The organism is Verrucomicrobiia bacterium (assembly GCA_019634625.1).
GTDB lineage: Bacteria > Verrucomicrobiota > Verrucomicrobiia > Limisphaerales > CAIMTB01 > CAIMTB01.
The window spans coordinates 251,901-277,479 of the sequence record JAHCBA010000002.1 but is presented as its reverse complement, the minus strand read 5'-3'; the positions used below and the strand labels follow the sequence as shown (position 1 = coordinate 277,479).

The window sequence follows — 25,579 nt, the reverse complement described above, 5'->3', positions numbered from 1 at the left end:
AAAGGGTCGGCCAAGCTACGCCCCGGCCCGGGTAGCGTCAAAGGCAATCCCGGCGGGGATCAGGCCGTCCGCGAATCCGGGAGGGGTGGGGAGGAGGCGGCGCGGCGAATCGGAGGGACGAGCTCCGAGAGTCCTCAACCGTCCTCAACCCAACGCTCCACCCTGTTGCGGCCTCGTGGAACTCGGCCCTCCGAGGCCACGCTTCGGGAAGCTCGCACTTCTTCCTACCACTCGGGGATGCACCGTCAGGCGGCGGCCGGTGCGTCGGAGGCGGGCGGGAAGCGTTTGGCGACGATGGTGTCGGTGATTTTGCGGGCGAGGTCGGGTTTGTCGGCGAGGGTCTTGCGGGCGGCTTCGCGACCCTGGCCGATCAGTTCGCCGGCGAACTGGAGCCAGGCGCCCTTCTTGTCGATGACGCCGGCTTCGAGGCCGGCATCGAGGACACCACCTTCGCGGTCGATGCCGTGGTTGAAGAGGATGTCGAATTCGGCCTCGGCGAAGGGTGGGGCGACCTTGTTCTTGACGATCTTGGTCTTGACGTGGTTGCCGATGGCGGCGCCGGAGGGGTCCTTGAGGGTTTCCTTGCGGCGGATGTCGATGCGGACGCTGGCGTAGAATTTGAGGGCCTTGCCGCCCGGGGTGGTTTCCGGGTTGCCGAACATGACGCCGACCTTTTCGCGGATCTGGTTGGTGAAGAGACAGGTGGTGCGGGCCTTGCTGAGGATGGCGGTGAGTTTGCGGAGGGCCTGGGACATGAGGCGCGCCTGCATGCCCATGGTGGCCATGCCCATTTCGCCTTCGAGTTCGGCCTTGGGGACCAGGGCGGCGACGGAGTCGATGACGATGACGTCGAGGGCGTTGGAGCGGGCGAGGGTTTCGCAGATGGTGAGGGCTTCCTCTCCGGAATCGGGTTGGGAAACGAGCAGATCGTCGAGGTTGACCCCGAGGCGGCGGGCGTAGTTGGGATCGAGGGCGTGTTCCGCATCGATGAAGGCGGCGAGGCCGCCGGCCCGCTGGGCGTTGGCGATGATGTGGAGCATGATGGTGGTCTTGCCGGACGACTCGGGGCCGAAGATCTCGACCACCCGGCCGCGGGGCACGCCGCCGACGCCGAGGGCGAGGTCGAGGCCGAGGGAGCCGGTGGGAATCACCTCGATGCGATGACGGGCCGCGACCTCGCCCAGGCGCATGATGGCGCCGTCGCCGTACTGCTTGGTGATGGTGGAGATGGCCGCATCCAATTCCCGTTGACGGGGGTGAGCGGCGGCACGGGCGGCGTCGGTGGGCTTGGAGTCGGCAGGCTTCGGGTCGGCCGACTTCGCGTCATTCTTGGGCGGCATGTCAGGGATTCCTCCGGCACTGTCTTAACTCGAAGGCGGGTGGACGTAAAGGACGGGTAAGTGAGTGGAGTGAGTTCGGGGAGCGAGTGAGTGGGCTTGGGACGGCGATGGAAAATTTGTCTGACTTCGGTTTTGACACGCCCCCGGCTTCCTGATAACCGGCAGGCGAACGCGGACACTTCGTCCGTGTCAAGGAGGTAAGCAAACCATGAAGCAAACCGCAGGACTGCTGCGGCTGGCAGTGTCTATTGCCGCCGCCATCATGGCCGTTTCCGCCAATGGGCAGGGGACGAGCCAAACGGGGCCTGGAAAGGCCGCAACCCTGACTCCCACGAACAGCGCCGCCGCGGTCGAACGACCGGCGACGGGAACCCGGAGGGACACCTATCCCTTCCGGGGAACCATCGCGAGGGTGGATCTGGAGGAGCGCACGGTGATCCTGGAGGGCCGGCAGGCCCGTCGGGTGATCCGCGTGCTGGAGACGACCCGGCTGGAACGGGAGGGTCGGCCCATGACCCTCGAGACGCTGAAGCAGGGGGAACGCGTGGGGGGCACGCTGCGTCGAAACGCCGCCGGGCAGGAGGAGGCCACGTTGGTGCGGGTCGTGGCGACCCGTGTCGAGGAGGAGGGCCGGGCCGGGCGGGCGCCGTCGCGAACGGCAGAGGGGAGGGAGGAGAGCTAGGGAACGCAAGGCACGACCCTCCCAGGGGGAAGGCAGGGCGCGGGCCCTGCCTTCTTTTCCTCCGGGGATCGTTGTTTGACCCCCGTTGGGGGGCTCCCTAGCATGCGGACTTCATACATGATGAAGATTGTCGTGTGCGACCCGGTGTCGCCGAAGGGGATCGCGCTGCTGCAGCAGCGGGCCGAGTTTCAAGTGGATGTGATCGGCCGGAAGCTGCCGGAGGCCGAACTGATCGAGCGCGTTCGGGACGCCGTGGGCCTGGTGGTACGGTCGGAGACGAAGATCACGCGGGCCGTGATTGAGGCGGCGTCCGTGCTGAGGGTGGTGGGCCGGGCGGGAGTCGGGGTGGACAACGTGGACGTCGAGGCGGCGACGGAGCGGGGCGTGGTGGTGATGAACACGCCGGCGGGGAACACGATATCGACTGCGGAACTGACCTTTTCGATGTTGCTGGCGCTGGCGCGCAGGATCCCCCAGGCCCACGCATCGATGAAGGCCGGGGAATGGAATCGCAAGGCCTTCTCGGGAACGGAGGTTCACGGGAAGGTCCTGGGGGTGCTGGGGATGGGGCGTATTGGAACCGAGGTGGCCCGGCGGGCACGAGCCTTCGGAATGAGGGTGCTGGCCTACGATCCCTACCTCTCCCAGGCCCGGGCAAAGTCCATCGATGTCGAGTTGGTCGAGCTGGAGGCGGTGTATGCGCAGGCGGACTTCGTGACGGTGCATCTTCCGATGACCGACGAGACCCGGGGAATGATCCATGCGGGGGCGATGGCGCGCATGAAGCGGGGGGTGCGGCTGCTGAACTGCGCGCGCGGGGGGATCATTGTCGAGAGCGACCTGGCGGCCGCGATTGCCGGGGGCCAGGTCGCGGGGGCGGCGCTGGATGTGTACGAGACGGAGCCGCCGCCGGCGGATCTGGCCTTGAGGACGTTGCCCCAGGTCATCATGACCCCGCATCTGGGGGCGAGCACGGAGGAGGCGCAGGAGAACGTGGGCATCGAGGTGGCGGAGGCGATCACCGCCTACCTCCTGGAGGGGGAGGTGCGCAACGCCGTGAACGTGCCCGCACTGGATGCGAAGACCTTCGCGGTGCTGCGTCCGTACCTCCAGTTGGGCGAGAAGCTGGGGCGCCTCCTGGGCCAGCTCGCGCCGCGGCAGATCGACCGGGTGAAGGTGACCTATGGCGGGGAGGCGCGGAATCTGCCCGCGACGGATCCGGTGACGCGGGCGATTCTGCGGGGGCTGCTGGAGCCGGGAAGCGGTCCGGAGGTGAATTTTGTCAATGTCCGGTCGATCGCGGCCAACCGCGGGCTGGTGGTGGAGGAATTGCGGTCGGACGAGGCGGTGACCTTCAACGAGTGGCTGCACGTGGCGGTGCACACGGGAGACACGAAGGTCTCCGCCGGCGGTACGTTTTTCGGGTCTCCGGACAATCCGCGGATTGTCCGGTTGTTCAGCACGCCGACCGAGATCCCGATCAGCGGGGTGCTGCTGCTGTTGCGCAACCGCGATCGGCCCGGGATTGTGGGTCACTTGGGGACGCTCCTCGGGCGCCACCAGGTTAATATCGCCAGCATGACCCTGAGCCGGGACCGGGTCGGAGGCGAGGCCCTGACGTCGGTGGTGCTGGACAGCGTGCCCCCGGACGAGGCCTTGACCGAGCTGGGGCGGGACCCGGACATCACCCATGTGCGGGTGGTACGGCTATGAAAGGCAACGGCATGGCAAACGGGATTCCATTCGGACGATCGACGGCACGGCTGACGGGGTTGCTGGTCCTTGGGGCGGCGGTGTGTTGCGGACCGGTGGCGATGGAATCGGGGGCGGCGGTGCTGGCGCGGGGCCGCGGGGTGGAAGTGACCCAGGAGCAGTTGGACGAAGCCTTCATCAACCTGCGGGCGACGCTGGCGGCGCAGGGGCGCGGCATTGCCGAAGGGCAGCGCCGGACCATCGAGCGGCAGTTGGTGGAGAAGCTGGCGCTGACCCAGTTGCTGTTGCTTCGGGCCACGGACGAGGATCGCCGGGTGGCCGGGGAGAAGGTGGCGCGCCTGATCGACGAGCAGCGGGCGAGGGCGAAGAGCCAGGCGCGCTTCGAGGCGCAGGTTCGTGCGGCGGGACTCGATCCGGAGAGCTTCGAACGGCAGTTGCACGAACGGGCCATTTGCGAGGAGGTGCTGGGCCGCGAGCTGAAACCCCTGTTGGGGGTGACGCCTGAGCGGGTGCGGCGGGTGTATGACGAACGGTCGGAGGAGTTCCGAAGACCGGAGCGGGTGCGGGTGCGTCAGGTGGTCATCGCATTGCGGGACCCGGCGGGGGGGGAGTTGAGCGCGACGGAGCTGGCCGAGAAGGAGACGCTGGCGCGAAGGCTCGCGGATCGGGCGCGGCGCGGGGAGGACATCGGGGCGCTGGCGCGGGATTTCTCGGATGACCCCGCCGGCCGGGAGCGGCAGGGGGAGTATGTGTTTCCGCTGGGGCGGATGGTTCCTGAGCTGGAGGCGGCGCTGCGGAAGCTCGAACCCGGGAGGGTGAGCGACCTGATCCGGACCGAGTTCGGGCTCCACGTGGTGAAGCTGGAGGAGCGTCTGCCGGGCGAGAAGGTGCCCTTCGAGGAGGTTCGGGAGGCGTTGGAATCGAGAATGGAGCTGGAGGCGACGCAGGAGGCCTTGCCGAAGTACCAGGAGACCGTGTTCCGCGAGGCGGGGATCGAATGGGTGGGATTTCCTTAGCCGTAGCCATGCAGCAAGGTCGGGGGCGCTGGCTTGATCTTTTCGGGCAAGCGCTTCGTCGTTTGCTCGTTACGTATCTGGTTCCGATACGCGCCTCGCTCACTCCTCGTCCTGCCCGAAAATCTGCGGCGCCATCGCTTTCCTCCTTACTGCATGGATACGGCCCAGGTTCGTGGCCGAATGGGGAATGGGGTGGGGGTGGCAATGGGGTTTGTCAGGGGGGCGGTCGAGGTTAGGCTGGCGGCCATGATTCGGAAGGCGATCGTCGGCGGGTTGGTGGCGGGGATCTGTGCGGCGGGGGGCTGGGCCGGGGCGGAGGAGCAGGAAGGAGCCAGGAATGGGCGAGTCGGATTGCCGGAGGCCCCGCCGGTGGCGCCGCCCTGGATGCAGCGGGTGTCGGACGCGGGCGCGGAGTCGTTGCGCCGGGCGGGAAGCTCCCAGCACGACATGGGGGATCCGAGCGACGAGGAGCAGCTTTATCTGGAGTTCATCAATCGGGCACGACGGGACCCGAGGGCGGAGGCGGAACGGTTGGCGGCGACTTCGGATCCGGATGTGATGTCGGCGATCGAGTTCTTCTCAGTGGATCTGGAGTTGATGAAGGGGCAGTTCGAGACGCTGGCGCCGGCGCCGCCGCTGGCGTTGGAGGCGCGCCTGACGGAGGCGGCGCGACGGCACAGCGCGGACATGTTCGAGGCCGAGTTCCAAGGGCATGGCGGGTCGGATGGGAGCACGAGCCAGCAGCGGATCGAGGGCACCGGGTACCCTTGGAACCGGTTTGGGGAGAACGTGTTCTCGTATGCCCAGGGGGTCTGGCATGGACACGCGGGATTCAATATCGACTGGGGTCTCGGACCGGGCGGAATTCAGGAGCCGCCCGGGCACCGGCTCACCATTCACAACCGGGAGTTCCGGGAGATTGGCATTGGGGTGGTCCTGGGCAGGAAAGGCCCGGTGGGTCCCCAACTGGTGACCCAGGTGATGGCCAGTCGGAACGGGCTGCCGGCCCTGTTGACCGGGGTGGCGTACTACGATCTGGATGGCGACGCATTCTACGGGCTGGGCGAGGGGATCGGAGGGGTGACGGTGCGCCTCGAAGGGAGCGGGGCCGAGACGGTGACCTCGCGGTCAGGAGGTTACGTCGTGCCTCTGCCCGGGAATGGCAGTCACTCGGTGGTCTTCTCCGCGCCGGGTTTGCCGGCCGAAACGCGGGTCTTCGAGGTGACCGGGGGCGCGAATGTGAAGGTGGACTTCACCCCGGCCTATGCGCCGCCCCAGGTCGAGGGACCGTCCGTGACAGGGACCGGGAGGGACCGGACCTATTCGGTGACGCCGGTGGGGGCGGCCACGGGGTACGACTGGCGATGGCGTCAGTACTGGCCCTGGACCGAGCCGGAGGGGGGCGAGGATGGCCTCGGCATGCTGGAGGCGAGCGTGGCCGGGGGATATGCCGTCGTGCAGGGCGAGGTGCGACAGGCAGGCAACGCCGCTTTCCATCTCGCGCATGTCGAGCCCATCGATCAGGTGCTGCGAGTCCGAAGCCCCGTGCTCATCGGCGTGGACAGTGTGTTGTCGTTTTGGAGCCGCCTGGGCTGGGCTTCGTCGGCGCAGCGTGCGCGGGTCCAGGCCATGACCAACGCGGCGACCGGTTGGGCAACGCTCTGGGAGCAGGCGGGGACGGGCAACGCCGGCGAGACGTCGTTCGTGAGGCGGGAGGTGCCGCTGAGCGGCCTCGCCGGCCAGATGGCCGAACTGCGGTTCGTGTACTCGACGGGACGGGGGAATTACTTCCCCCAGTCGGATCCGGGAGTGGGCTGGTATCTGGACGAAATCCATGTGTCGGATGCGGCGCGGGTCGGAGAAGCCACCGAAGGGCCGGTGGGCGAGGGTCGAGACCTGACGTTCCGGCCGGTGTCCGAGGGACGCTTTCTCCTGTCGGCCCGGGCGCGGATTGGAGATCGGGTGCTTCCCTGGGGTCCGGATCGCGAAGTGGTCGCCGAAGAGGCGCCGCCAGGCCCGAGCGCAGTACGGTTGATCCGCGTGGAACGGGATGGGTTGGGGGCCCTGCTGGTCCGGTTTGTCGTGGAAGGGGGAACGGCGGAGGCCCTTGAGATGGAAGCTGCCGGAACGGTGGCCGGTCCGTGGCAGTCCATCGACGATCCGGGGGTCGAGCCGGACGAGGGGGCGGGGGCGTATCGGGCAAGGGTGACGTTGGATGGCGGGGTGCCGGCGCGTTTCTTTCGGGTGCTGGCCCGTTGAAGGGAGAGGGTGGGACGGGCCCCGGGCGGTCGTGTCCGAAGGGTCAGGATCCGCCCAGGCGTTGGCCTTCACGAACCGTCTGGCCGGCAAGAAAGTCGCGGGCGGGGAGGGGCCGCCGGCCTTCGCGCTGAAGGACGTCCAGTCGCAACGCGCCTTCGCCCGTGGCAACGATGAGTTCCGAACCCGAGGCGCGCAGAACGACACCGGACGGTCCCTGCTCCGGGACCGGGGTGGCTCTCCAGATCTTGAGCAGGAGCGGACGACCGGCAGGATCCGGGAAGGTGGTGAAGGCGCCCGGCCAGGGATCCAGGGCACGGATGCGTCGCCCCAGGGCAAGGCAGGATTCGGACCAGTTCAGGCGACCGTCTTCCTTGGTCAATTTGCGGGCGATCGTGATGCCTTCGGCAGGCTGGGGCACCGGCGGGAGACGGCCGGCGAGCCAGTCCGGGAGGGACCGGACAAGCAGGGACGCGCCAAGGTCCGCCAGTCGATCATGGAGCGTCTGGCTGGTGTCCGTGTCCTGGATCGGGATCGACGAGGTTGCGAGGATGTCGCCGGTGTCGAGTCCGGCGTCCATGCGCATCAGGGTGACACCGGTCAGGCGGTCGCCGGCGAGGATGGCCCACTGAATGGGGGCGGCGCCGCGCCAGCGGGGGAGGAGGGAGGTATGGAGATTGAGGCAGCCGTGGCGGGGAATGGCGAGGAGGTCCGGGGGGAGGAGTTGGCCGTAGGCCGCCACAACGATGACGTCGGGCGCGATGGCCCGGAGGCGGTCGAGGAAGGCCGGATCCCTGGCGGATGAAGGCTGATCGATGGGGAGACCGCGGGAGACGGCCTCCTGCTTGACGGGAGGCGGCTGGCAGGCGAGGCCGCGACCGCGCGGCTTGTCCGGCTGGGGAACGACAAGTGCAATGTCGCCAGGGGTCTCGTCCGCCAGCGTGGACAGGACGGTCCGGGCCAGAGTGGGAGTGCCCATGAAGACCAGGCGCGGGCGATCGGAGGGCATGCCGGGGAACGACCGGGTTGACGGAGAGGGGAAAAGGACGGGAGCGGGAAAAGGCGGAGTTCAGGAAGCCGCCTGATCGAGTTGCTCCGAAAAGGTCGTTGTCCCGTCGCTGATGGCGGGTTTGGGCAGGCGCGCCAGAATCTTGAGGATGTCGAGAAGGACGCGGAGGGGTTCCTGAGTCGAGTCGATCTGGTGAATGATGGACTCGGGATAGCATTCCAGGACGGCCCGCGTCTCGCGCTTGTAGGTTTCGAGGCGGCTGCGGATCACCTCGACATTCGCGTCGTCGAGGCGGTTCTCACGGACGGCGCGCCGTTGGAGGCGGACGACCAGCTTGTCCATGACGGGACAGAAGAGATTGAAGACCGCCTTGACGTCGATGACGTCGTCCATGAGGCGGACCTGGTTGGGGTTGCGGGGGATCCCGTCGAGGATGAGGGTATCGGCCTCCTCGTTGAACCGGCCGTTGGCGATGAGGCCTTGAACGGAATGATGCCAGAGTTCGATGGTGGGCTCGTCGGGGACGAGTTGACCGCGGGAGGCGTGCTGGACGAAGACACGACCGAGCGGGGAATCGACGCGGAGACTGCGGAAGGCGTCGCCCGACGAGAAGTGGACGAAATTTGGGATTTCGCCGAGAATCTTGCCCTGGGTGCCTTTTCCGGCGCCGGGGGCGCCGAAAAGGAGGATGGCGCGGTACTTCAGCCGCGGCAGTGGACTAGGAGGATTTGGGTCGAACATGGACCTCGGAGATTTCGCCGAAGCGCAGTTGGACCTCGTTGCCCTTTTGCGTGACGAGGCCAATCTCGTTGGCACTGATCCGGGAGATGCGTATGGCGACCACCTCGCCCTTGCTGGACTTGACCGCCAGAACGGCATCCTTGTCGGAGTCGCTCCGGGTGAGGCGGAAGAAGAGGGGGAAGGTCCGTTCGAAGAAGCTGCGATTGAATTCGACTTCGCTCCCGCGGTACACGGCGGCCTGGGCGCCCTGGGAGGGTGAGGATGCCTTACTGGCGCTGAGGGACAGGGCGGAGCCCGCCAGACCGGCGGCGGCCAGTTCCTGTCTGCCTGTCGTTTCGACTTCCTGGGGCGCCTCGAATTGACCCATCGGGGTCGGGGCGTCATGCAGTACCCGGGTGGGCATGCACAGGAACAGGAGTGGGCCGAGCCAGGGGAGGATCACGGAAGTGCCCATGACCGCGGCAGCCGGGTAATTCCGAAATACGGCGATTTCGTAGGCGGCGTACAGATTGGCTCCAAAGAGGACGAGGAGAATGAACCAGCCGGCAGGGGTTGCCAGGGCAGAGAAGAAGCCGGGACGGCGGTCGGGTCGGTGGAGTTTGCCTGGGGGCGGGCGGACCACGACTTCGGGGACAACCGATTGAGCCGGTTCAGGGTGATCGATGAATGCCTCGACGAGCTCCCTGAGGCGCGGATCGGCGACCATTTCCAGGAGGGTTTCCTGGGCGAAGAGATCCCAGCTCAGCCGGCCGGTGAGGCCCCCGGAGGCGCGGCGGATCACGGTGCCGTCTTCATTCGGAGCGACGAGTTCACCCGTAATCACAGAGCCATCCGCCATCTTGAAGTCCGGCGCTGGCGCTGGCAGGGCGATCAGACAGAAGAGCAGCGCGAGCGCGGTTCGGAACAGCTGACGCATTGTTCGCAGTGGATAACAGACGGTTCCCCGGAGGAGAAAGAAAAATTCCGGAGCGAAGGAAGGAGGCCGTAAATCGGAGGGACGCAATCCGCAGGTCCTCAACCCAACGCTCCACACCGGTGCGGCCTCGTGGAACTCGGCCCTCCGAAGCGCAGTTCGCAGCTCTCCCCACAGTCCCGGGATGCAGGGGGTGGGAGGGGGCGGTCGGGTTGGGGTTGGGGGTTGGAAGACACCATGGATTGAGTTGGGGATGTTGAGGGAGGGATGGGACAACCGATCCGTGAAAGAAGCCCGGCAGAAGAGTGACCTTGACCCCAGCCTTCTCTGGATCGAACCCGGCATAGTGTTGTTGACGATCCGGATCAGGGCAGCCCCAGCGCCCCAATGGGATGGCTCCGTGCCTGGGAAGTGTTGGGAGGAGCGTGACGTCAATAATACCGTGCCTGACCAAATGAATAGCGTTGTCGGGTCATAAGGTCGCAAAGTCAACAACATGAGGCCGAATCGATTATCGTGTCGCGTTAGCGCCATTGGGGGATGGGTGGCTGGCCAACAGCCCGGAGCCCGGGCGAATCGAATTGTCAATGTCCGATGGGCCTGTTACAGAATTCCTAATTCATTGTACGCGACAAGATCATGAGAAATGCGATCGCCGGGGAGACGCTGGAGCCCACGACTTCTCGATACGCTCGGAAAGAGGCGATCGGCTTCACGCTGATCGAGCTGCTGGTGGTCATCGCCATTGTGGCGATCCTGGCGAGCATGCTGCTTCCGGCCCTGGCGCGCGCCAAGGTGAAGGCGCAGTCAGTTCAGTGCGTGAGCAACCAGAAGCAGCAGTACCTGGGTTACCACATGTATGCGGACGACAACCGTGACCGGTTTCCGGTGCACGGGGACTGGGCGACGGTTGGAGGCATGATCTGGACCAACCATCGTCCGCGGGTGCATGACACGCAGGGCGAGACCAACCGCCCCCTGAACATCTACGTACCGGCCCCGCTCACCTGGAAATGCCCGTCTGACCGGGGTGACAGCTACTGGGCCGCGGAGTCGAGACCAAACTGTTTCGGGGCATGGGGTAACAGCTACCTGCCGATGTGGGCGTTGGACTGGTTTGGGGTGAAGCACGTCACGGGGGACAAACTGGCGCCAGCAGGCAGCGCCCAGGCCCAGCCCATCGGAACGGCCGAGATTGCGCAGCGTCCGGCCACCAAGATCATCCAGGGAGACTGGCCCTGGCATGGCACGCGGGACGCCGGCGATGGGCGCGTGCATCCGCAGCACCGCGAGAAGGGGCTGTGGCACAACAACCGGGGGAAGCGCGGCTGGAATATGATGTACGGCGACGGGCATGTGCAGTTGTTCGTGTTTCCGGCGGCCTACAACGCGGACTGGATCAACCGACCGGTCAACATCAATCACGACTGGTGGTAGGGGTTGGGTGTGTCTGATGGGATCGGCGCCGGGTTTCTTGACGCTCGGAGGGCCGGCCACTAGGTTCGCCACCCAATGCAAGCGCTGAACGAGGGGGGATTCTTGGTACCGTACGTGGTGGAGCAGACCGGACGTGGGGAGCGCGGCTACGATATCTATTCCCGGTTGCTGGTGGATCGGATCGTGTTTCTGGGAACGCCGGTGGACGACATGGTGGCCAACGTCATCATCGCGCAATTGTTGTTCCTCCAGATGACCGATCCGAAAAAGGACATTCACCTCTACATCAATTCACCGGGGGGCAGTGTGACGTCTGGGTTGGCCATCTATGACACGATGCAGTTTCTCACTTGCGACGTGAACACCTACTGCATCGGGCAGGCGGCCAGCATGGGGGCGGTTCTTCTGGCAGCGGGAACCAAGGGCAAGCGTTATGCCTTGCCGAACGCCCGCATCATGATTCATCAGCCTTGGGGCGGCGTGCAGGGGCAGGCCACGGATATCAGCATCCAGGCAAAGGAGATCCTGCGGCTCAAAGACCGGCTGAACGAGATCCTCTCCTCCCACACTGGAATCTCCCTTGAGCAGATCGGCCGGGATACCGATCGCGATCGCTTCATGTCGTCCGAGGAGGCCAAGGAGTACGGGTTGGTGGACGAAGTGGTCAAGTCCCGCAAGGAACTGACGGAAGCGACCAAGACCGCCTGACTCGCGTGGCCCGCCCAACCCAACTCACGATGTGCAGCTTCTGCGGCAAGTCGCACGCAGAGGTGAAGAAGTTGATTGCCGGACCCGGAGTGTACATCTGCGACGCTTGCGTCGCTGTGTGTAAGCAGGTGCTGGACAAGGAGTTAGCAGGCGAGGACCGCAAGCCGGCCCCGCGTCTCTCGATTCCCAAGCCCTCGGAGATCAAGCGTCATCTGGACCAGTATTGTGTGGGACAGGACCGCACCAAGCGCACGTTGGCGGTGGCGGTGCACAATCACTACAAGCGGATCGCGTCGAACCCGCCAGTTGCGACCGGCAAAGACGGTGCGCGAGAATCGGAACCTGCCAGGGAGGGGCCTCACAGCGAGGTGGAAATCGAAAAGAGCAACATCCTGCTGCTGGGTCCGACGGGCTGCGGAAAGACCTTGTTGGCCAGGACCTTGGCCAAACTGTTGGATGTTCCCTTTGCGATTGCGGATGCCACGACGCTGACCGAGGCGGGATACGTAGGCGAGGACGTGGAGAATATCGTTTTGCGGCTGCTGCAGAACGCCGACTACGACGTGAAGCGGGCCCAGTTGGGCATCGTGTATATCGATGAGATCGACAAGATCGCCCGCAAGACGGAGAACGTTTCCATCACCCGGGATGTCTCCGGCGAGGGGGTTCAGCAGGCGCTGTTGAAGATGCTGGAAGGGACGCTCTGCAATGTTCCTCCCCAGGGCGGGCGCAAGCATCCTCACCAAGAGTATATCCGGATCGACACGACCGGGATTCTGTTCATCTGTGGGGGAGCCTTTGTGGGGATGGACCGGATTATCCAGCGTCGGCTGGGACGCCGGGTCCTCGGGTTCGGGGCCGAGTCGGGCCCGGAGTCCAGGGCATCCCAGGATCCGGAGCGCCTGATGGAGTGGATCGAGCCTGAAGATTTGCTGAACTTCGGTTTCATCCCGGAATTTGTGGGTCGGCTCCCCATCGTCAGTGTTTTGGAACCGCTCGATGAGGCTCAGTTGTCGGTCATCCTGACGGAACCGCGCAATGCCCTGACCAAGCAGTTCGCCAAGCTGTTTGCGATGGACGATGTGGAACTGGTGTTCACGGCGGACGCCGTACGGGAGATTGCCTTGCAGGCGATGAAGAAGGGGACGGGTGCGCGGGCGTTGAGGGGCATTTTGGAGAAGCTCATGTTGGAGCAGATGTTCGAGATTCCGGGATCACCGGAGATCGAATGCGTGACGGTGACCCGTTCGGTGGTGCTGGGCGAATCGGGTCCGATCATCCGCCGACGGCAGGAGAAGGCGGCGGCCTAGAGCCTGTGTTTGTCCATCCGCAGGCGTACGATGTCATCGTCGTGGGGGCCGGCCACGCCGGCGTAGAGGCGGCCCTGGCAGCGGCCCGCATGCAGTGTCGTACACTGCTGCTCACCATCCAGTGCGACACCATCGGGCAGATGTCGTGCAATCCCGCCATTGGCGGTTTGGCGAAGGGGCACCTGGTTCGGGAGATCGATGCGCTGGGTGGGGAGATGGGCAAGACCACCGACCTGACCGGCCTCCAATTCCGGATGCTCAATACCAAGAAGGGACCGAGCGTCTGGGCGCCTCGCGCTCAATGCGACAAGAAGGCGTACCAGTTCCGGATGAAGTGGGTCTGTGAACGCGAGCCCAATTTGGATGTGCGGCAGGCCCAGACGACGTCCTTGATCGTGCATGACGGAGAGATTCGAGGGGTTCGAACCAGTCTGGAGGTGGAGTACCAGGGTCGATGTGTGGTCATCACGACTGGAACTTTCCTGCGGGGCCTGATGCACATCGGGGGGAATCGGCAGGCGGGCGGGCGGGCGGGCGAAGCGGCGGCGATGTCCTTGAGTGACTCGCTGAGGGAGCTCGGAATGGAGCTGGGACGGCTGAAGACGGGGACCCCTCCGCGGCTGCTCAAGCGGACGATCGATTTTGGGAGGACGGAACGGCAGGAAGGGGACGAGCCACCGCCCCGGTTTTCCTTCACATGGGAGGAATTGTTCCACGTGGAACATTCCGGTGAAGAGGAGGAATTGGGCGATGGGCGGGCGTGGCTCCCTGGCGGGCTGACGGAGCAGCCCCACGATTCCTTCTTCCGGACGCGGGCTTATCCGGGGATGACCGGAACAACGGGAAGGCAGGTGCCCGAGATCCCGACCCGCTTGCCAGGTTCCATTCTGGCCCAGATCGGCAACCAACTGCCGTGCTACATCACCTGGACCACCTCCCAGACGGCCGACTTGATCCGCGCCAACTTGCACCGATCGCCCATGTACGGCGGGGTCATCGAGGGGGTCGGGCCGCGGTACTGTCCGTCGATCGAAGACAAGATCGTTCGCTTCGCGGAGAAGGAGCGACACCAGATCTTTCTTGAGCCGGAGGGGATTGGAACGGACGAGATCTATGTGAACGGGCTCTCGACCAGTCTGCCCTACGACGTGCAGGTCGAGGTGATCCGGACGGTGATCGGTTGCGAGGAGGCCGAGATCCTGCGTCCGGCCTATGCCGTGGAGTACGACTTCGCCCCACCGACCCAGCTCCATTCCAGTCTCGAGACCAAGTGTTGCCACAACCTTTTCCTTGCCGGACAGATCAATGGAACATCGGGGTACGAGGAAGCAGCGGCGCAGGGGTTGATGGCAGGGATCAATGCGGCCCGGCGGGTGCGCGGAGAACCGCCTGTGGTGCTGGGACGGGACCAGGCGTACATCGGGGTGCTGATCGACGATCTGGTGACCAAAGGGACCACCGAGCCGTATCGGATGTTTACCAGCCGGGCGGAGTACCGGCTCCTGTTGCGGCAGGACAACGCCGACTTTCGGTTGAGTACGCTGGGCCATCAGCTGGGGCTCCTGCCGGACCGTGTGTACCGACGGTTCCAAGCGAAGCGGGAGGCGGTGGAGAAGGAATTGCTGCGCTTGCGCGAGAACCGGGTCCATGGCCAGACCTTGGCGCAGGTGCTCAAGCGTCCTGAACTCGGTCACGGGGATCTGCCCGGCCCGTCGCCATCCCTGGACCCCGAAGTCGTCCGGCAAGTCGAGATCGCCATCAAGTACGAGGGGTACCTGCAGCGCGAACAGGCGGATGTTGCCCGGTTCCGTTCCCTCGAGGATCGGCCGATTCCATCGGGATTCGATTACGAAACGCTCCCCGGTTTGCGCAGCGAGGCCCGCCAGAAGCTTGGGGCCATCCGACCGGGAACGGTGGGACAGGCAGCCCGGATCTCCGGCGTGACTCCCAGCGACATCAGCCTGGTCCTCGTCTGGTTGAAGCGCGGCTCCGGGGTGCGCGGAACCTGATTGAAAGGTGGGACGATCCTCCGGATGGGGAGGGCGTCGGGTCCCGCCGTTCTGACGCGCGCATTGACGTTCGGGTTGGGCGCAGGATGATCGAGGGCATGGCACGCAAGCAGACCGGCAAGGAAGAACTCCTGGTGCCGACGGTGTACGACTGGCGGACGACGGACGAGGAGGAGATTGAGCGGAGGCGGTTGCGGGCGCAGACCGAGACGTTTCGAATTCTCAACCGCGATCCGCATCACCCGATCTTTTCGAATTTCGAGGTTCTATCGGGGAGCGGACTGACCTACTCGGTGGAGATCCGGCGTCTGCGGGAACGCCAGGTCGCCTGCACCTGCGTGGATTTCCGGATCAACGGCCTGGGGACCTGCAAGCATGTCGAGGCCGTATTTCTCCTGCTCGAGGGGCGCTTCCGGAAGGCGTTTCAGTTGGCGTTGGAAGTCGGATCGGACCGGTTGGATCTCTTCCCCGATCCCGCCACGGGACGCTGGCGGATGGAGGGCGACCGACGTCGGTTGCCGAAGGTCTTGCGGCAACGCATCGATCCGGACGGGTGGTTGCTTGGTGAACCAAGTGAGGACGAGATCAAGGCTTGGAGGAAGCTGTCCCAGAATGGGTGTCCTTCCTTGAGGGTGTCGCAGGAGGCGGACTCATGGCTGGAACGGCGATGTCGGGAGGAGGAGCGTCACCGATTGCGTCGGGAATACGAAGCCAAGGTGCATTCCGGGGAATGGCCGAGCCACGAGACGACGGTTCCCCTGTATCCGTACCAGCGGGAGGGAATGCTGCACCTGGCTTTCACGGAGCGGGCGATGTTGGCGGACGAGATGGGGTTGGGGAAGACCATCCAGGCCATTGCGGCGTGCGCGTTGCTGCACCGGCTGGGGAAGGCGGAACGGGTGTTGGTGGTCACGCCGGCATCGTTGAAGACGGAATGGGAAGAGCAGGTCCAGCGCTTTACGAACTTATCGTTACAGTTGGTGTTCGGACCTCAGAAACAGCGACTGAAAGCCTATCGGAACGCCCCGTTTTTTACGGTGGTCAACTACGAGCAAATGCTCGCCGATGCCCTCGAGGTCAACGAGCACCTGCACCCGGACGTGGTGGTGCTCGACGAGGCCCAACGGATCAAGAACTGGAACACCAAGACCGCACGGGCCATCAAGCGCCTGCGGAGCCGGTACGCCTTTGTTCTCACCGGCACCCCGATCGAGAATCGGATCGACGAGTTGCATTCGCTGATCGACTTCCTCGACCCCGCCGTTCTGGGTCCGCTCTTCCGGTTCAACCGGGAGTATTACGTGCTTGATGATCGGGGACGACCGGATGGGTATCGCAACCTTCAGCAGCTCCACGATCGCATCCGTCCGCTGATGGTGCGGCGCCGCAAAGCGGATGTGGAAACCGAGCTGCCGGATCGCACGGACAAGCATCTCTTCGTCCCCTTAAGTCCATCGCAAGCCGTTAATTACGAAGAACATATAGTTATCATCGGACGGCTCCTCCAAGCGGCACGCCGGCGGGCTCTGACGCAGGGTGAGCAGGAGAAGCTCTTCAAGCATCTGGCCATGGCCCGGATGACCTGCGACACCAATTACATTCTCGACCGGACGGACCGGACGTGCCCGAAGCTGGGGGAATTGGAGAAGCTGCTTGAGGCGGCCCGGGACAATGGGGCGAAGGTGATCGTGTTTTCCGAGTGGGAGGGGATGTTGGAATTGGTGCGGGACCTCTGCAAGCGGATGAATCTCGGGTACGCCTGGCACACGGGGAGCGTGCCGCAGCGGCGGCGGCGGGCGGAGATCAACGCCTTCAAGGGCGATGCGAATTGCCGGGTATTTCTGAGCACGGATTCGGGATCGACCGGGTTGAACCTCCAGAACGCCAGCGTGGTGATCAACTGCGATCTTCCGTGGAACCCGGCCCGGCTGGAGCAGCGGATCGCGCGGGCCTGGCGGAAGCACCAGACCCAGCCGGTGACCGTGTACCACCTGATTGCGGAGAAAACGATCGAGCAGCAGATGCTGGAGACGCTGGCCGGCAAGCAGGCGCTCGCGGATGGCGTGCTGGACCTGAGGGGCGACCTGGCGGAACTGAAACCACGCGGCGGCCGGCAGGCGTTCCTTGCGCGGCTGCGGCAGCTTTTCACCCAGCGACAGGATGGCGAAACCACCCCACCGCCTCCCCGTGGACCTTCCCTGCCGGCAGACCGGTCACTGGGATTTGCCGAAACCGTTCACCAACGCATCAACGGGGCCCTGGTCCAGTGCGAGGAGCGCTTCCCGAAGGAAGGCGCCCATTCCGTGTTGTACGTCGTGGTGGAACGGGATGCGGGCGTGCATCGGGAACGGTTGGCGTCGTTGCACCAGGAGTATTTCGGCGAAGGGCGTGCTGACCCGCTGGCTCCGGTACGCCTCGAAGTGGTGGATCGGGCAACGCACGATGCGTTGGAACGGCTCGCGGCGGCCGGCCTCATCTGCGCCACCACCCGTGGGGCCCGGCCTCTCTTCCCGGGAGGCGATCCGGCGGCGAAGGCGTTGACGGACGAGGAACGGCGCCGCCTGGCGGAACAGGCGGGGTGGGCGCAACGGCAGGCGCGGTTGGCGCGGGTCCTGGGGGCGGCCGGGTTCGTTGCTGAGGCCCGGGACAAGGCGTTGGAAGCCCTGGTGGCCGGGGCACGGGCGGTGGCGGTGGCGGGGCGATTGCCCGAACCGGGCTCGCCGGAAGAGGCGCTGCAGGCACCCGTGGCAACGGCGTGGGGAGCGGGTTTGGAACCCTTGCGGGCATTCCAGCAGACCGCCGCCGGCCCATGGGAACCGGCGGTTGCCGAGATCGAGCGGGTGGCGAAGGAATTGACGGCGCAGGCCGGGGTGAAGGCGTGAGGTCCGCCGGCCTGGTTCAGGGTCCCCAACGAAGGCGGTAGGTGCCGGTCCCGGCGTGGGTATCATCGCCGACCACGATTGTGTACTGGCCGGGCACGGCCAGATGGACGGACCCCGGGTCTGTGCAGCCGAGGCAGGCGGTGAACAGCGCGGTTCCGGAGGGATCCAGGAGGCGCCAGGTGACGGAAGTCAGGGCGGCCACGGCATCCATGGCCTCAAAGCGCAGCGTCGTTCCGGCGGCGAGGTGGAAGCGATAGATGTCCGCAGTCCCGGGCGTTTCGAGGTGGCCGGCGCCGGCACCGGGTTGCCCGGGAGCGATTTCCGCGGTGGGCCCGACTTCAAACGTCTGCGGGGTGGCATCCCACACCGTGAAGGCGTAGTCGCCCGTGGCATCCGCCATGCCCCGAACGGAGATGGCGTACTGCCCGGATTCCGGGAGGGTGAGCCGTCCGGCATGGCGTCCGCACCCGGTGCCGCCGAGGGTTTCTTCGAAGAGAACATCACCCGATGGCGACGTGGCACTCCAGCGGAAGGGCGAATTGCAGGTTCCCAGCGGTTCCTCGAAGAAGACACGCTGCCCGGCGCTGCCCTGGAAGTGGAACAGATCGCTGGAACCGGGGGTTTCGATGCGGCCCGACCCAGGCGTCGGTTGCCCGGCCAGCACCGGCGTTCCCACGGTGATGGAGACAGGCTGGGCCTGGGGAACATCGTAGAGGGCGATGCTCCACGGGTGGACGACCCCGGGTTGTCCGTCGATGACGATCTGATACGTGCCATCCGCCGGCAGAACCCGCAGGCCGGCATCGACGCCACAGCCCAGCCCGCCAAGGGTCTCCTCGAAGAGCACCGACTGGTCCGGGGCCACACAACGCCAACGGATCCCGCTGGTACAAGTGCCAGTCACTTCATCGAAGTAGAGGGCCTGACCGGCGCGCCCGACGAAAGCCAGTTCGTCCCTGACCCCCGGGCGCTCGATGGCGCCGCTGGCCGCGACGAAGCCGCCGCCGGTCAGGTCGGCGTGGACCACATGGAATTCCCAGGTGACGGCGTCGCGGAGGCGGTTGCCCGCGGGATCGGCGATGTCGGGGGTCAGCACAGCGCGGTAGGTGCCGGGCGGCAAGGATTCGGGAATGCTGCGCCAGGCGGTCTGGACATCGGCCCGATACCCGGCGCGACCGGACTCGATCACCCGTTCGTCGGCATCGCCGAAGCCGCCGGTGGGACCGGGCGCCAGCAGCCGGAACGAGGTTGTCGAGAGCGTGGCCGGATCCAGATGCTTCGAAAATGCCGCGCCGATCACGATTCCATCGAGGCTGGCGAAATGCCGTCCGTCGCCCGGTGCCGTGAACATGACTTCGGGGGGCTGGGTGTCCGGGGACAGGCTGACAACGAAGGGGTCGCTCCAGGCGGCGTTACCGGCGACGTCGATGGCCCGTGCCCGCAATGAGATCGAAGTGCGGTCCGGTGTGCGGAGGGGCGCCAGGATCGTCCGGGTGAAGGGCGCCCGCCCGGCCGTGGCAGCCAGGGTGTCGTCGAGGTAGAACTCCACCGCCCGGACCAGGTCATCGTCCACGGCCCGCGCGGCCACGCTGAAAGGCTGTCCCTCGGCGACCGCCGTCGGATTGCCCAGGGCCGGATCTCCGAGGGTGACGAATGGAGGTGTGGCGATGTTCTGGGGCGGGCGGAAATGAACGACCTGAAGACCGGCGCGGTCGTCGGCGACGTAGGCGAGGCCCTTCCATGGTGCCACGGCGACGGCGACCCCCGGGGTGGTCAGGGTGGTGAGGAAGACGGCGTTGGTACCGGTCGGACCGAGGTCGTAGAGGTGGAGATGGTGGGCGTTGCCTTCGGTCGAATCGGGACCGAGCGGGGCCACGGCGAGGCCGGGTTGGACCGGCACGAGCTGTTTCCATCCGAACTGAGGCGTGACGTGGTCCTGCAGCGCGACCGGGGCGAGCGGTTGGGCGACATCGAAGACGGTAAAACCCTGGCGATGGCTGGCGTAAAGGCGGTCTTCGGCGGCCGCGAGGCGTTTGCGACGGAACGAACCCGGAAGCAGTCCTGGCGCGGAAACCCGGCTTGCGACCTCGACCGGTGGGAGGCCACGGGGCATGGCGAGCAGCTCCGTCGAGGTCAGCACGTAGAGAACCTCGCGATGAACGATGAGATCCTGAATCGGCTGGCCACCGGTCAACCGGGTGCGCCCGTGCTCCAGGCCGGTGAAGAGATCCACGGCCACGATCTCGCGAGACTCCAGCGCGGCGAAGGCCGTGCCGCGATCGGCCGCAACCGCAACGACGGCGGAACCGAGGTTGAGTTGCTGCCGCACGCGAAGCGGCAGGGCGGCGGTGAGATCGAGGATGGCGAGTCCCTGCGGCCCGTCCGCCACGGCAACATGGCGCGCGGACATCGCGACGCCCCGGGCGTCGCCCGGGGTATCGACCTGGGCGGCGAGAATGGGGCGAAGGGGATTGGCGAGATCAAAGACGGCAACGCCACTCTGACCCGCGGCGACGATGGCCAGATCATCGTCGGCTGCGACGTCCACGGCCCTGCCCGGCATCTCGACGGCAGCGATCACGCCGGGACGGACGGCGATGCCATCGAGTGGATCGGCGCCTTGCGCGACCTCGGTACCGTCCGGGACGCCGTCGCCATCGGTGTCGGGGTTTTCGGGATGGGTGCCCAGGACGACCTCCGCGAAGTCCGGCAGTCCGTCTCCATCGCGATCGGGTGCATCGACGGGAAGGGAGTGCAGGTGCAGGCGTGGGGCCTGGAGGGCGGATCCGGGCGACCGATTGGGGAAGACGATGGCATAGGTTCCGGCGCGCGGGTCGTAGAACTCGATGTGCAGCAGGAGCCCGTCCTGCGGCACAAAGAACTGGTAAGCCCCGAACGCCTCGGTCTCGCCCCGGATGGAGAACAGTCCCTCCGGTCGATCCACCACGGCACGAAACGGCACCGGATAGGGAGGCGCATTGCCGGGGTCCTCACCGAAGGACAGGAAGACGGCCGCCCCCAGCTCCTCGGTGAGAAGGCCTTCCCGGAAGAAATGCATCCCGAGGTCGCCACCGGCCCGGGATTCGGCTTGGGCGATCCAGCCTTCGGCCTGAAGGCGTGCCGCTTCGGGAATCTCCTGATCGTTCATGACATACGAGGCCAGCAGCGCCCCGGCCTGTTCCAGAAGTTCGAGGAGGTCCTCGGAGGCGCCCGGCACGCCGTGGGGCCGGACGGACGACGCCGCACCGGCCGGATGGGGCATCGGCCCGGCCAGCAGGGGCGACGGCATGACATCGCCGGGGACGCACGGGGCGCAGGCGGCGGTGAAGTCTGTCTTGAGTTGATTGCAGTTGAGCGTCGCCTGGAAGTAGAGGCGCGCGTAGGAGTCGAGGCAGGCCCGGACGGCGGGATGATTGCGGCCCAGGCGGCGTTCGGCCTCCTGACACTGCTTGCCGTACTTGTCGAGGGACGCGTGCTTGGCTTCGTCGCAGCGCTTCTTCTCCGCATTGGCCCGGGCCAGGCACGGGTCGAGGCCGCCCTCGGGACAGGAAGGTTCGGAATCCGCGCCGCCGCCGCCTCCACCCCCCGGTCCACCGCCTCCCGGCCCGCCCCCGCCTGAACCGGAACCACTGCCCGAACTGCCGCCCGGACTGGGTCCGCCCCCGCCTGAACCCGGAGAACCGGGGTTGTGCCCGCCGGGTGCGGAACCGCCCAGGACTCCGTCGCCGCCGGTTCCCGAGCCGGCCCCACCGGAAGAGCCTCCGGACGCCCCTGCGCCCGTGCCGGTACCGGTGCCGGGTCCGGAACCCACATTCGGGGAACCGCGGAAGGCCGGGACGCCGGCCCCATGCCAGCCGGGTTCGCGGATGCCGACGCCCGGGTCCGTGCAAAGCAGCGAGCCGTCGGCGGCCACGGACATGGGCCCGACACTCTCCCAGACGCCCTTCTTATGATCGAACGAGATCAGGTCGCGTCGCGTTCCCGGCGGCAGCGGGGCACCAGGAACCATCTGGGGGATGTTCGGGAGGCACACGGACGCCGGGCGGTCGAAGTTGCCCGGACCGTCGGTCTGCACGGTGAAGACCGACGGCAACTCCAGTCCGGTCGGCAGCGGACCGGGCAATCGATCCGAGGGGACCGGGGCGAGCCCGATGCGACCCCCGCGGTTTCCATCGTTCGCGTACAGCGAGTTGGGTGGAACCACGATCCGGGCCTGGGCCAGTTCGGGATGGTCCTCCACCACAGCCGGGGCAAAGGACACCACGGTGGCCTGGCTGGCGCTGGCGGAGACCATGGCATCTCCCTGGATGCGCGGCAGGAAGATCTCCCCGGTGCCCCCGGCGAGGTTGGTGGTCACCCCGGCCACGGCGTCCCAGGACTTGCCGACCGTCGGATAATACGCGCCGTTCGGATAGGCGCTGTCGAGGGCGGTGCGGCCGTCGATGTGCACGAAGAAGCGCCCCGCCGGGACCGGTTGAAGGCGGAAGAACCCCTGGGCATCCGTGACGGCCCGCAGATCCTGTTCCCGTCCGTCCACCGAGACAGTGACGCCGGCCAGCGGGCGGTTCCGCGATGACCCATCGGCGCCGGTCTCAGGCTCCGCGGCATACACATTTCCGACGACGGCGGTTCCGGCGATGGCCGTGAGGTTCAGGGTATCGAACCAGAAACGCGCCTCGCCTCCGGGGACGCCGTCGCCATCGGCATCCAGGGGCCAACCCCATTCGTCCTGCAGATCGTCGCCATTGAAGACCACGGTCAGGCGGGCGTTGCCCGGCAATGGTTCGAGGTAGAACAGCGTGGCGCGTCGCCGGTCCTGGGAGACCTCCACCCGTGTCAGCAGGCGGCGCCCGGCATGCAGCGCGTAGAACCGATCCAGCCCGACGGTCGCCGTGGACGCCAGGGCGGAACTGAACCGCACGACCGTCTCGCGACCGACCGAGACGCCCAGTTCCCCCTGCCGCGGCGAGGTCTCCGTCACCTGGGTGAGGGGCAGCCGCAGGCGGTAGAAGCGGGCATCCGCTCCTGGCAGAACCTGGACGCGGAATGTCCCCTCCGACTCAGTGGCGGCCCGCTGGACCGGTGTCCATGAGGCGGCGGCGGGAAGGGCGGGCGCCGACTCGAGTACGAACCGCGCGAAGGGGGATTGCCAGACCAGGTGCAATGCCCCGGTAGGGGTAGGTTCCAGGAACAGGGTCGGCGTCGGAGGCGGAGACGCCACCGCACTTGCGGCAAACAGGCCAGCCAGCGTAACGAGTGGAATTTGGGTGGAGCGGGGACGAACAAGGCTTTTCATGGACCGTCGATCTTCGCGATGCTGATCGGCAACGCTGCAGCCCGGGAATACCCATTTTGAGGGATGGACCTTTTCCGGGCCGGCATGGTGACGCCCCCATGAAGATCAAATGTCATCTCGAGGACTACCGGATCGAGCCCGGGTCGAAGGTCGATCTGACACGGCGCCCGACCGAAGTGAAGCCGTTGTACCAGACCAAGAAGGAGTATGCGCAGCGGCTCGAGGAGTACGTGTCCGAGCTGAGGGACCTTCAAAGCGTTCTGTACGCCCACAACCGGTATGCTCTGCTCCTGATCTTCCAGGGGATGGACGCCGCGGGGAAGGACGGCGCCATCCGGCATGTGATGTCGGGCGTCAATCCCCAGGGCTGTCAGGTGTCCAGCTTCAAGGAGCCGAGTTCGGAGGAACTCGATCACGATTTCCTGTGGCGCACCCATCGACGTCTGCCGGAGCGGGGCCGCATCGGGATCTTCAACCGGTCCTACTATGAGGAGGTGCTGATCGTGCGGGTGCGTCCGGATGTGCTCGCCCGGCAGCGCGTCCCCGAGGAATTCGTCCGGCCACCCGCACTGTGGCGCGAACGGTACCGGGATATCGTGAACATGGAGGATTACCTCCACCGCAACGGCACGCGGATCGTGAAGTTCTTCCTCCACCTCTCGAAGGAGGAGCAGCGTTGCCGCTTCCTCGCCCGAATCGATGAGGGCGAAAAAAACTGGAAGCTGGGCCCGGCGGACATCGAGATGCGAAAGCACTGGGACGCCTTCCAGGATGCCTATGCCGACTGCCTAGGCGCCACCAGCACAAGCCATGCGCCCTGGTATGTCGTTCCCGCCGACGACAAGAAGAACGCGCGGTTGATCATCTCGCACGCGATCGTTGAGACGCTCAAGACGCTGAAGATGGCTTACCCTGAACCCACGGAAGCCGATCGAAAGGCCCTTCGTGAAGCCCGTAAAGGGTTGAAGAAGTGAAGGGTCAGCATGCGATGGGGGCGCATGTGCTCCCTGCGGGCTTGCGGTGCGGGGCCGTTGCCGTTAACACGCCACGATGCGCCCCGGAATCCTGCTCCTCCTCGCCCTGATTCCCTGGCTGGCCGCGGAAGCCGCCACGAACGTTGCGCAGGTCCGGCTCTTCTCCCTGTCGGTGCGGGTCGAACCCGGCACGGCTTCAACACTGGGCCTGACGTACACGCTCGCCTTTGGGTCGGCGGATCCGCGGACGCCGAACCACGAATTCTTCTCCACCTTCGAGGATGACCTGACCCACGGCACCTATTTCCGGATGGATGGCCCCGAATTCCCGGAGCCGCTTCTCGGCGAACTGGTGGTGCCGGCTCCCGAGCATCTCGATGCGAACGAGAACGGGATTCCCGACTTCTACGAGGTGTCCGAGGGCATCGACTCGTGGACAGGCACGGCGTACTGGGCCACGGAGATCACGTGGGGTGAGGGAACGATCGCCTGGCAACGGGCCCCGGGCGATTACCACGGCATTCTCAGGCTTCGCCTCGAAAGCGACGAGTTCGGGGCGTTGCCGGAGTTCACCCATCGGTTCGAGATCATCGAGTACGCCGGCACCCTGACCTATCAACCCAGCCCTGATCCGGTCCTCGGCCACCTCATGCTTCGGCGCGTCGGCCTCGAGGAGGTCTTCATGGCCGGACCCATGAACCTCACCCGGGAGCCCACCAATCGCCTGAACCATTTCGCGATCGGCGAGAGCACCCTCACCAATCACCTCGGCCAGCTCATCGAGATCTCCCTTGGCGATGTCGAACGGGACCCGGACTACGCCAAGGACTACTTCGGGGCCCTGGCCTTCTGGGATGGCGATCCCGGGACGCCGGAGCCGGACTTCGAGATCTACTTCATCGGCATCGATGATCCCAACGACGCCAACGGCAACGGGATTCCCGACCTGACCGACGACACCGCACCACCGCCCGACCCGCCCCTGCTGGAAGTGGGCCGCCACGCCGACGGATTCCTCCTGACGGTCCGCGGGCAGATCGGAGTGACGTACGTGCTGCAACGCGCCTCCGGGCTCGATCCCGATCTGTGGGTGGAGGATCGGAGGATCACCCCGGCCGCCGAGCACGAAGAGATTGTCCTGCCGGCACCGGCCGCTGCCGAACGATTCTGGCGTCTCCGGTGGCCTTGAGCGGGTGGACCCCGGGCACCCCCTCTTCACGCACGATTCTCTCGGGAGCGGACTGGAAAGCGGGAGGATTGGCGGGGCCGGTCTTGGTGATGCACCGCCCATTC

16 protein-coding genes and 1 pseudogene are annotated in these 25,579 nt (G+C 66.0%); 12 read left to right on the top strand and 5 right to left on the bottom strand.

Annotation, left to right across the window (positions count from 1 at the left end):
* Nucleotides 1–245: 245 nt before the first annotated feature.
* Complete coding sequence (gene recA / locus KF833_02075) at nt 246–1,340, bottom strand: recombinase RecA (protein ID MBX3744072.1); 1,095 nt, start codon at nt 1,338–1,340, stop codon at nt 246–248.
* A gap of 208 nt (nt 1,341–1,548) precedes the next feature.
* Between recA and KF833_02070 the strand changes: the two genes are divergently transcribed.
* The 4 genes from KF833_02070 to KF833_02055 all read left to right on the top strand — a co-directional run bounded on the left by KF833_02070 (nt 1,549) and on the right by KF833_02055 (nt 7,010).
* Nucleotides 1,549–2,022 carry a hypothetical protein gene (locus KF833_02070; protein MBX3744071.1) on the top strand — a complete coding sequence of 158 codons (474 nt, stop codon included), beginning with the start codon at nt 1,549–1,551 and terminating at the stop codon, nt 2,020–2,022.
* A 120-nt stretch (nt 2,023–2,142) separates the two neighbouring features.
* Nucleotides 2,143–3,735 carry a phosphoglycerate dehydrogenase gene (gene serA / locus KF833_02065; GenBank protein MBX3744070.1) on the top strand — a complete coding sequence of 531 codons (1,593 nt, stop codon included), beginning with the start codon at nt 2,143–2,145 and terminating at the stop codon, nt 3,733–3,735.
* An 11-nt stretch (nt 3,736–3,746) separates the two neighbouring features.
* The gene (locus KF833_02060) at nt 3,747–4,751 is read left to right on the top strand and encodes a peptidyl-prolyl cis-trans isomerase (GenBank protein MBX3744069.1); all 1,005 of its coding nucleotides are present in this window, start codon (nt 3,747–3,749) and stop codon (nt 4,749–4,751) included.
* A gap of 246 nt (nt 4,752–4,997) precedes the next feature.
* Nucleotides 4,998–7,010, top strand: coding sequence for a hypothetical protein (locus tag KF833_02055; protein ID MBX3744068.1), 2,013 nt, complete (start codon nt 4,998–5,000; stop codon nt 7,008–7,010).
* A gap of 43 nt (nt 7,011–7,053) precedes the next feature.
* On the opposite strand, the gene fmt is transcribed toward KF833_02055, so the two are convergent.
* The 3 genes from fmt to KF833_02040 form a co-directional block, all read right to left on the bottom strand.
* The gene (gene fmt / locus KF833_02050) at nt 7,054–7,986 is read right to left on the bottom strand and encodes a methionyl-tRNA formyltransferase (GenBank protein ID MBX3744067.1); all 933 of its coding nucleotides are present in this window, start codon (nt 7,984–7,986) and stop codon (nt 7,054–7,056) included.
* Nucleotides 7,987–8,076: 90 nt separating this feature from the next.
* Nucleotides 8,077–8,721 carry a nucleoside monophosphate kinase gene (locus KF833_02045; protein ID MBX3744066.1) on the bottom strand — a complete coding sequence of 215 codons (645 nt, stop codon included), beginning with the start codon at nt 8,719–8,721 and terminating at the stop codon, nt 8,077–8,079.
* 13 nt (nt 8,722–8,734) lie between these two features.
* Nucleotides 8,735–9,673 carry a hypothetical protein gene (locus KF833_02040; protein MBX3744065.1) on the bottom strand — a complete coding sequence of 313 codons (939 nt, stop codon included), beginning with the start codon at nt 9,671–9,673 and terminating at the stop codon, nt 8,735–8,737.
* A gap of 636 nt (nt 9,674–10,309) precedes the next feature.
* Here KF833_02040 and KF833_02035 point away from each other — a divergent pair.
* The 6 genes and pseudogenes from KF833_02035 (at nt 10,310) to KF833_02010 (ending at nt 18,016) form a co-directional block, all read left to right on the top strand.
* Nucleotides 10,310–11,107 (top strand): type II secretion system protein, encoded by a 798-nt coding sequence (locus KF833_02035; GenBank protein ID MBX3744064.1) that lies wholly within the window; start codon nt 10,310–10,312, stop codon nt 11,105–11,107.
* A gap of 75 nt (nt 11,108–11,182) precedes the next feature.
* The gene (gene clpP, locus KF833_02030; protein ID MBX3744063.1) at nt 11,183–11,815 is read left to right on the top strand and encodes an ATP-dependent Clp endopeptidase proteolytic subunit ClpP; all 633 of its coding nucleotides are present in this window, start codon (nt 11,183–11,185) and stop codon (nt 11,813–11,815) included.
* A 29-nt stretch (nt 11,816–11,844) separates the two neighbouring features.
* The gene (gene clpX / locus KF833_02025; GenBank protein ID MBX3744062.1) at nt 11,845–13,125 is read left to right on the top strand and encodes an ATP-dependent Clp protease ATP-binding subunit ClpX; all 1,281 of its coding nucleotides are present in this window, start codon (nt 11,845–11,847) and stop codon (nt 13,123–13,125) included.
* 5 nt (nt 13,126–13,130) lie between these two features.
* Nucleotides 13,131–13,835 (top strand): annotated as a pseudogene (locus tag KF833_02020) (FAD-dependent oxidoreductase).
* A 117-nt stretch (nt 13,836–13,952) separates the two neighbouring features.
* Complete coding sequence (locus KF833_02015; GenBank protein ID MBX3744061.1) at nt 13,953–15,134, top strand: tRNA uridine-5-carboxymethylaminomethyl(34) synthesis enzyme MnmG; 1,182 nt, start codon at nt 13,953–13,955, stop codon at nt 15,132–15,134.
* A 98-nt stretch (nt 15,135–15,232) separates the two neighbouring features.
* On the top strand, nt 15,233–18,016 hold the full coding sequence (locus KF833_02010; GenBank protein MBX3744060.1) for a DEAD/DEAH box helicase: 2,784 nt from the start codon (nt 15,233–15,235) through the stop codon (nt 18,014–18,016).
* Between the two features lie 16 nt (nt 18,017–18,032).
* Here KF833_02010 and KF833_02005 read toward each other — a convergent pair whose 3' ends face one another.
* A complete protein-coding gene (locus tag KF833_02005) occupies nt 18,033–23,180 on the bottom strand; it encodes an Ig-like domain-containing protein (protein MBX3744059.1) in 5,148 nt (1,715 codons plus the stop codon).
* A gap of 230 nt (nt 23,181–23,410) precedes the next feature.
* Here KF833_02005 and KF833_02000 point away from each other — a divergent pair, with 230 nt between their 5' ends.
* Both KF833_02000 and KF833_01995 read left to right on the top strand, forming a co-directional pair.
* Nucleotides 23,411–24,286 carry a polyphosphate kinase 2 family protein gene (locus tag KF833_02000; GenBank protein ID MBX3744058.1) on the top strand — a complete coding sequence of 292 codons (876 nt, stop codon included), beginning with the start codon at nt 23,411–23,413 and terminating at the stop codon, nt 24,284–24,286.
* Between the two features lie 76 nt (nt 24,287–24,362).
* Complete coding sequence (locus tag KF833_01995) at nt 24,363–25,475, top strand: hypothetical protein (protein ID MBX3744057.1); 1,113 nt, start codon at nt 24,363–24,365, stop codon at nt 25,473–25,475.
* Nucleotides 25,476–25,579: the final 104 nt, after the last annotated feature.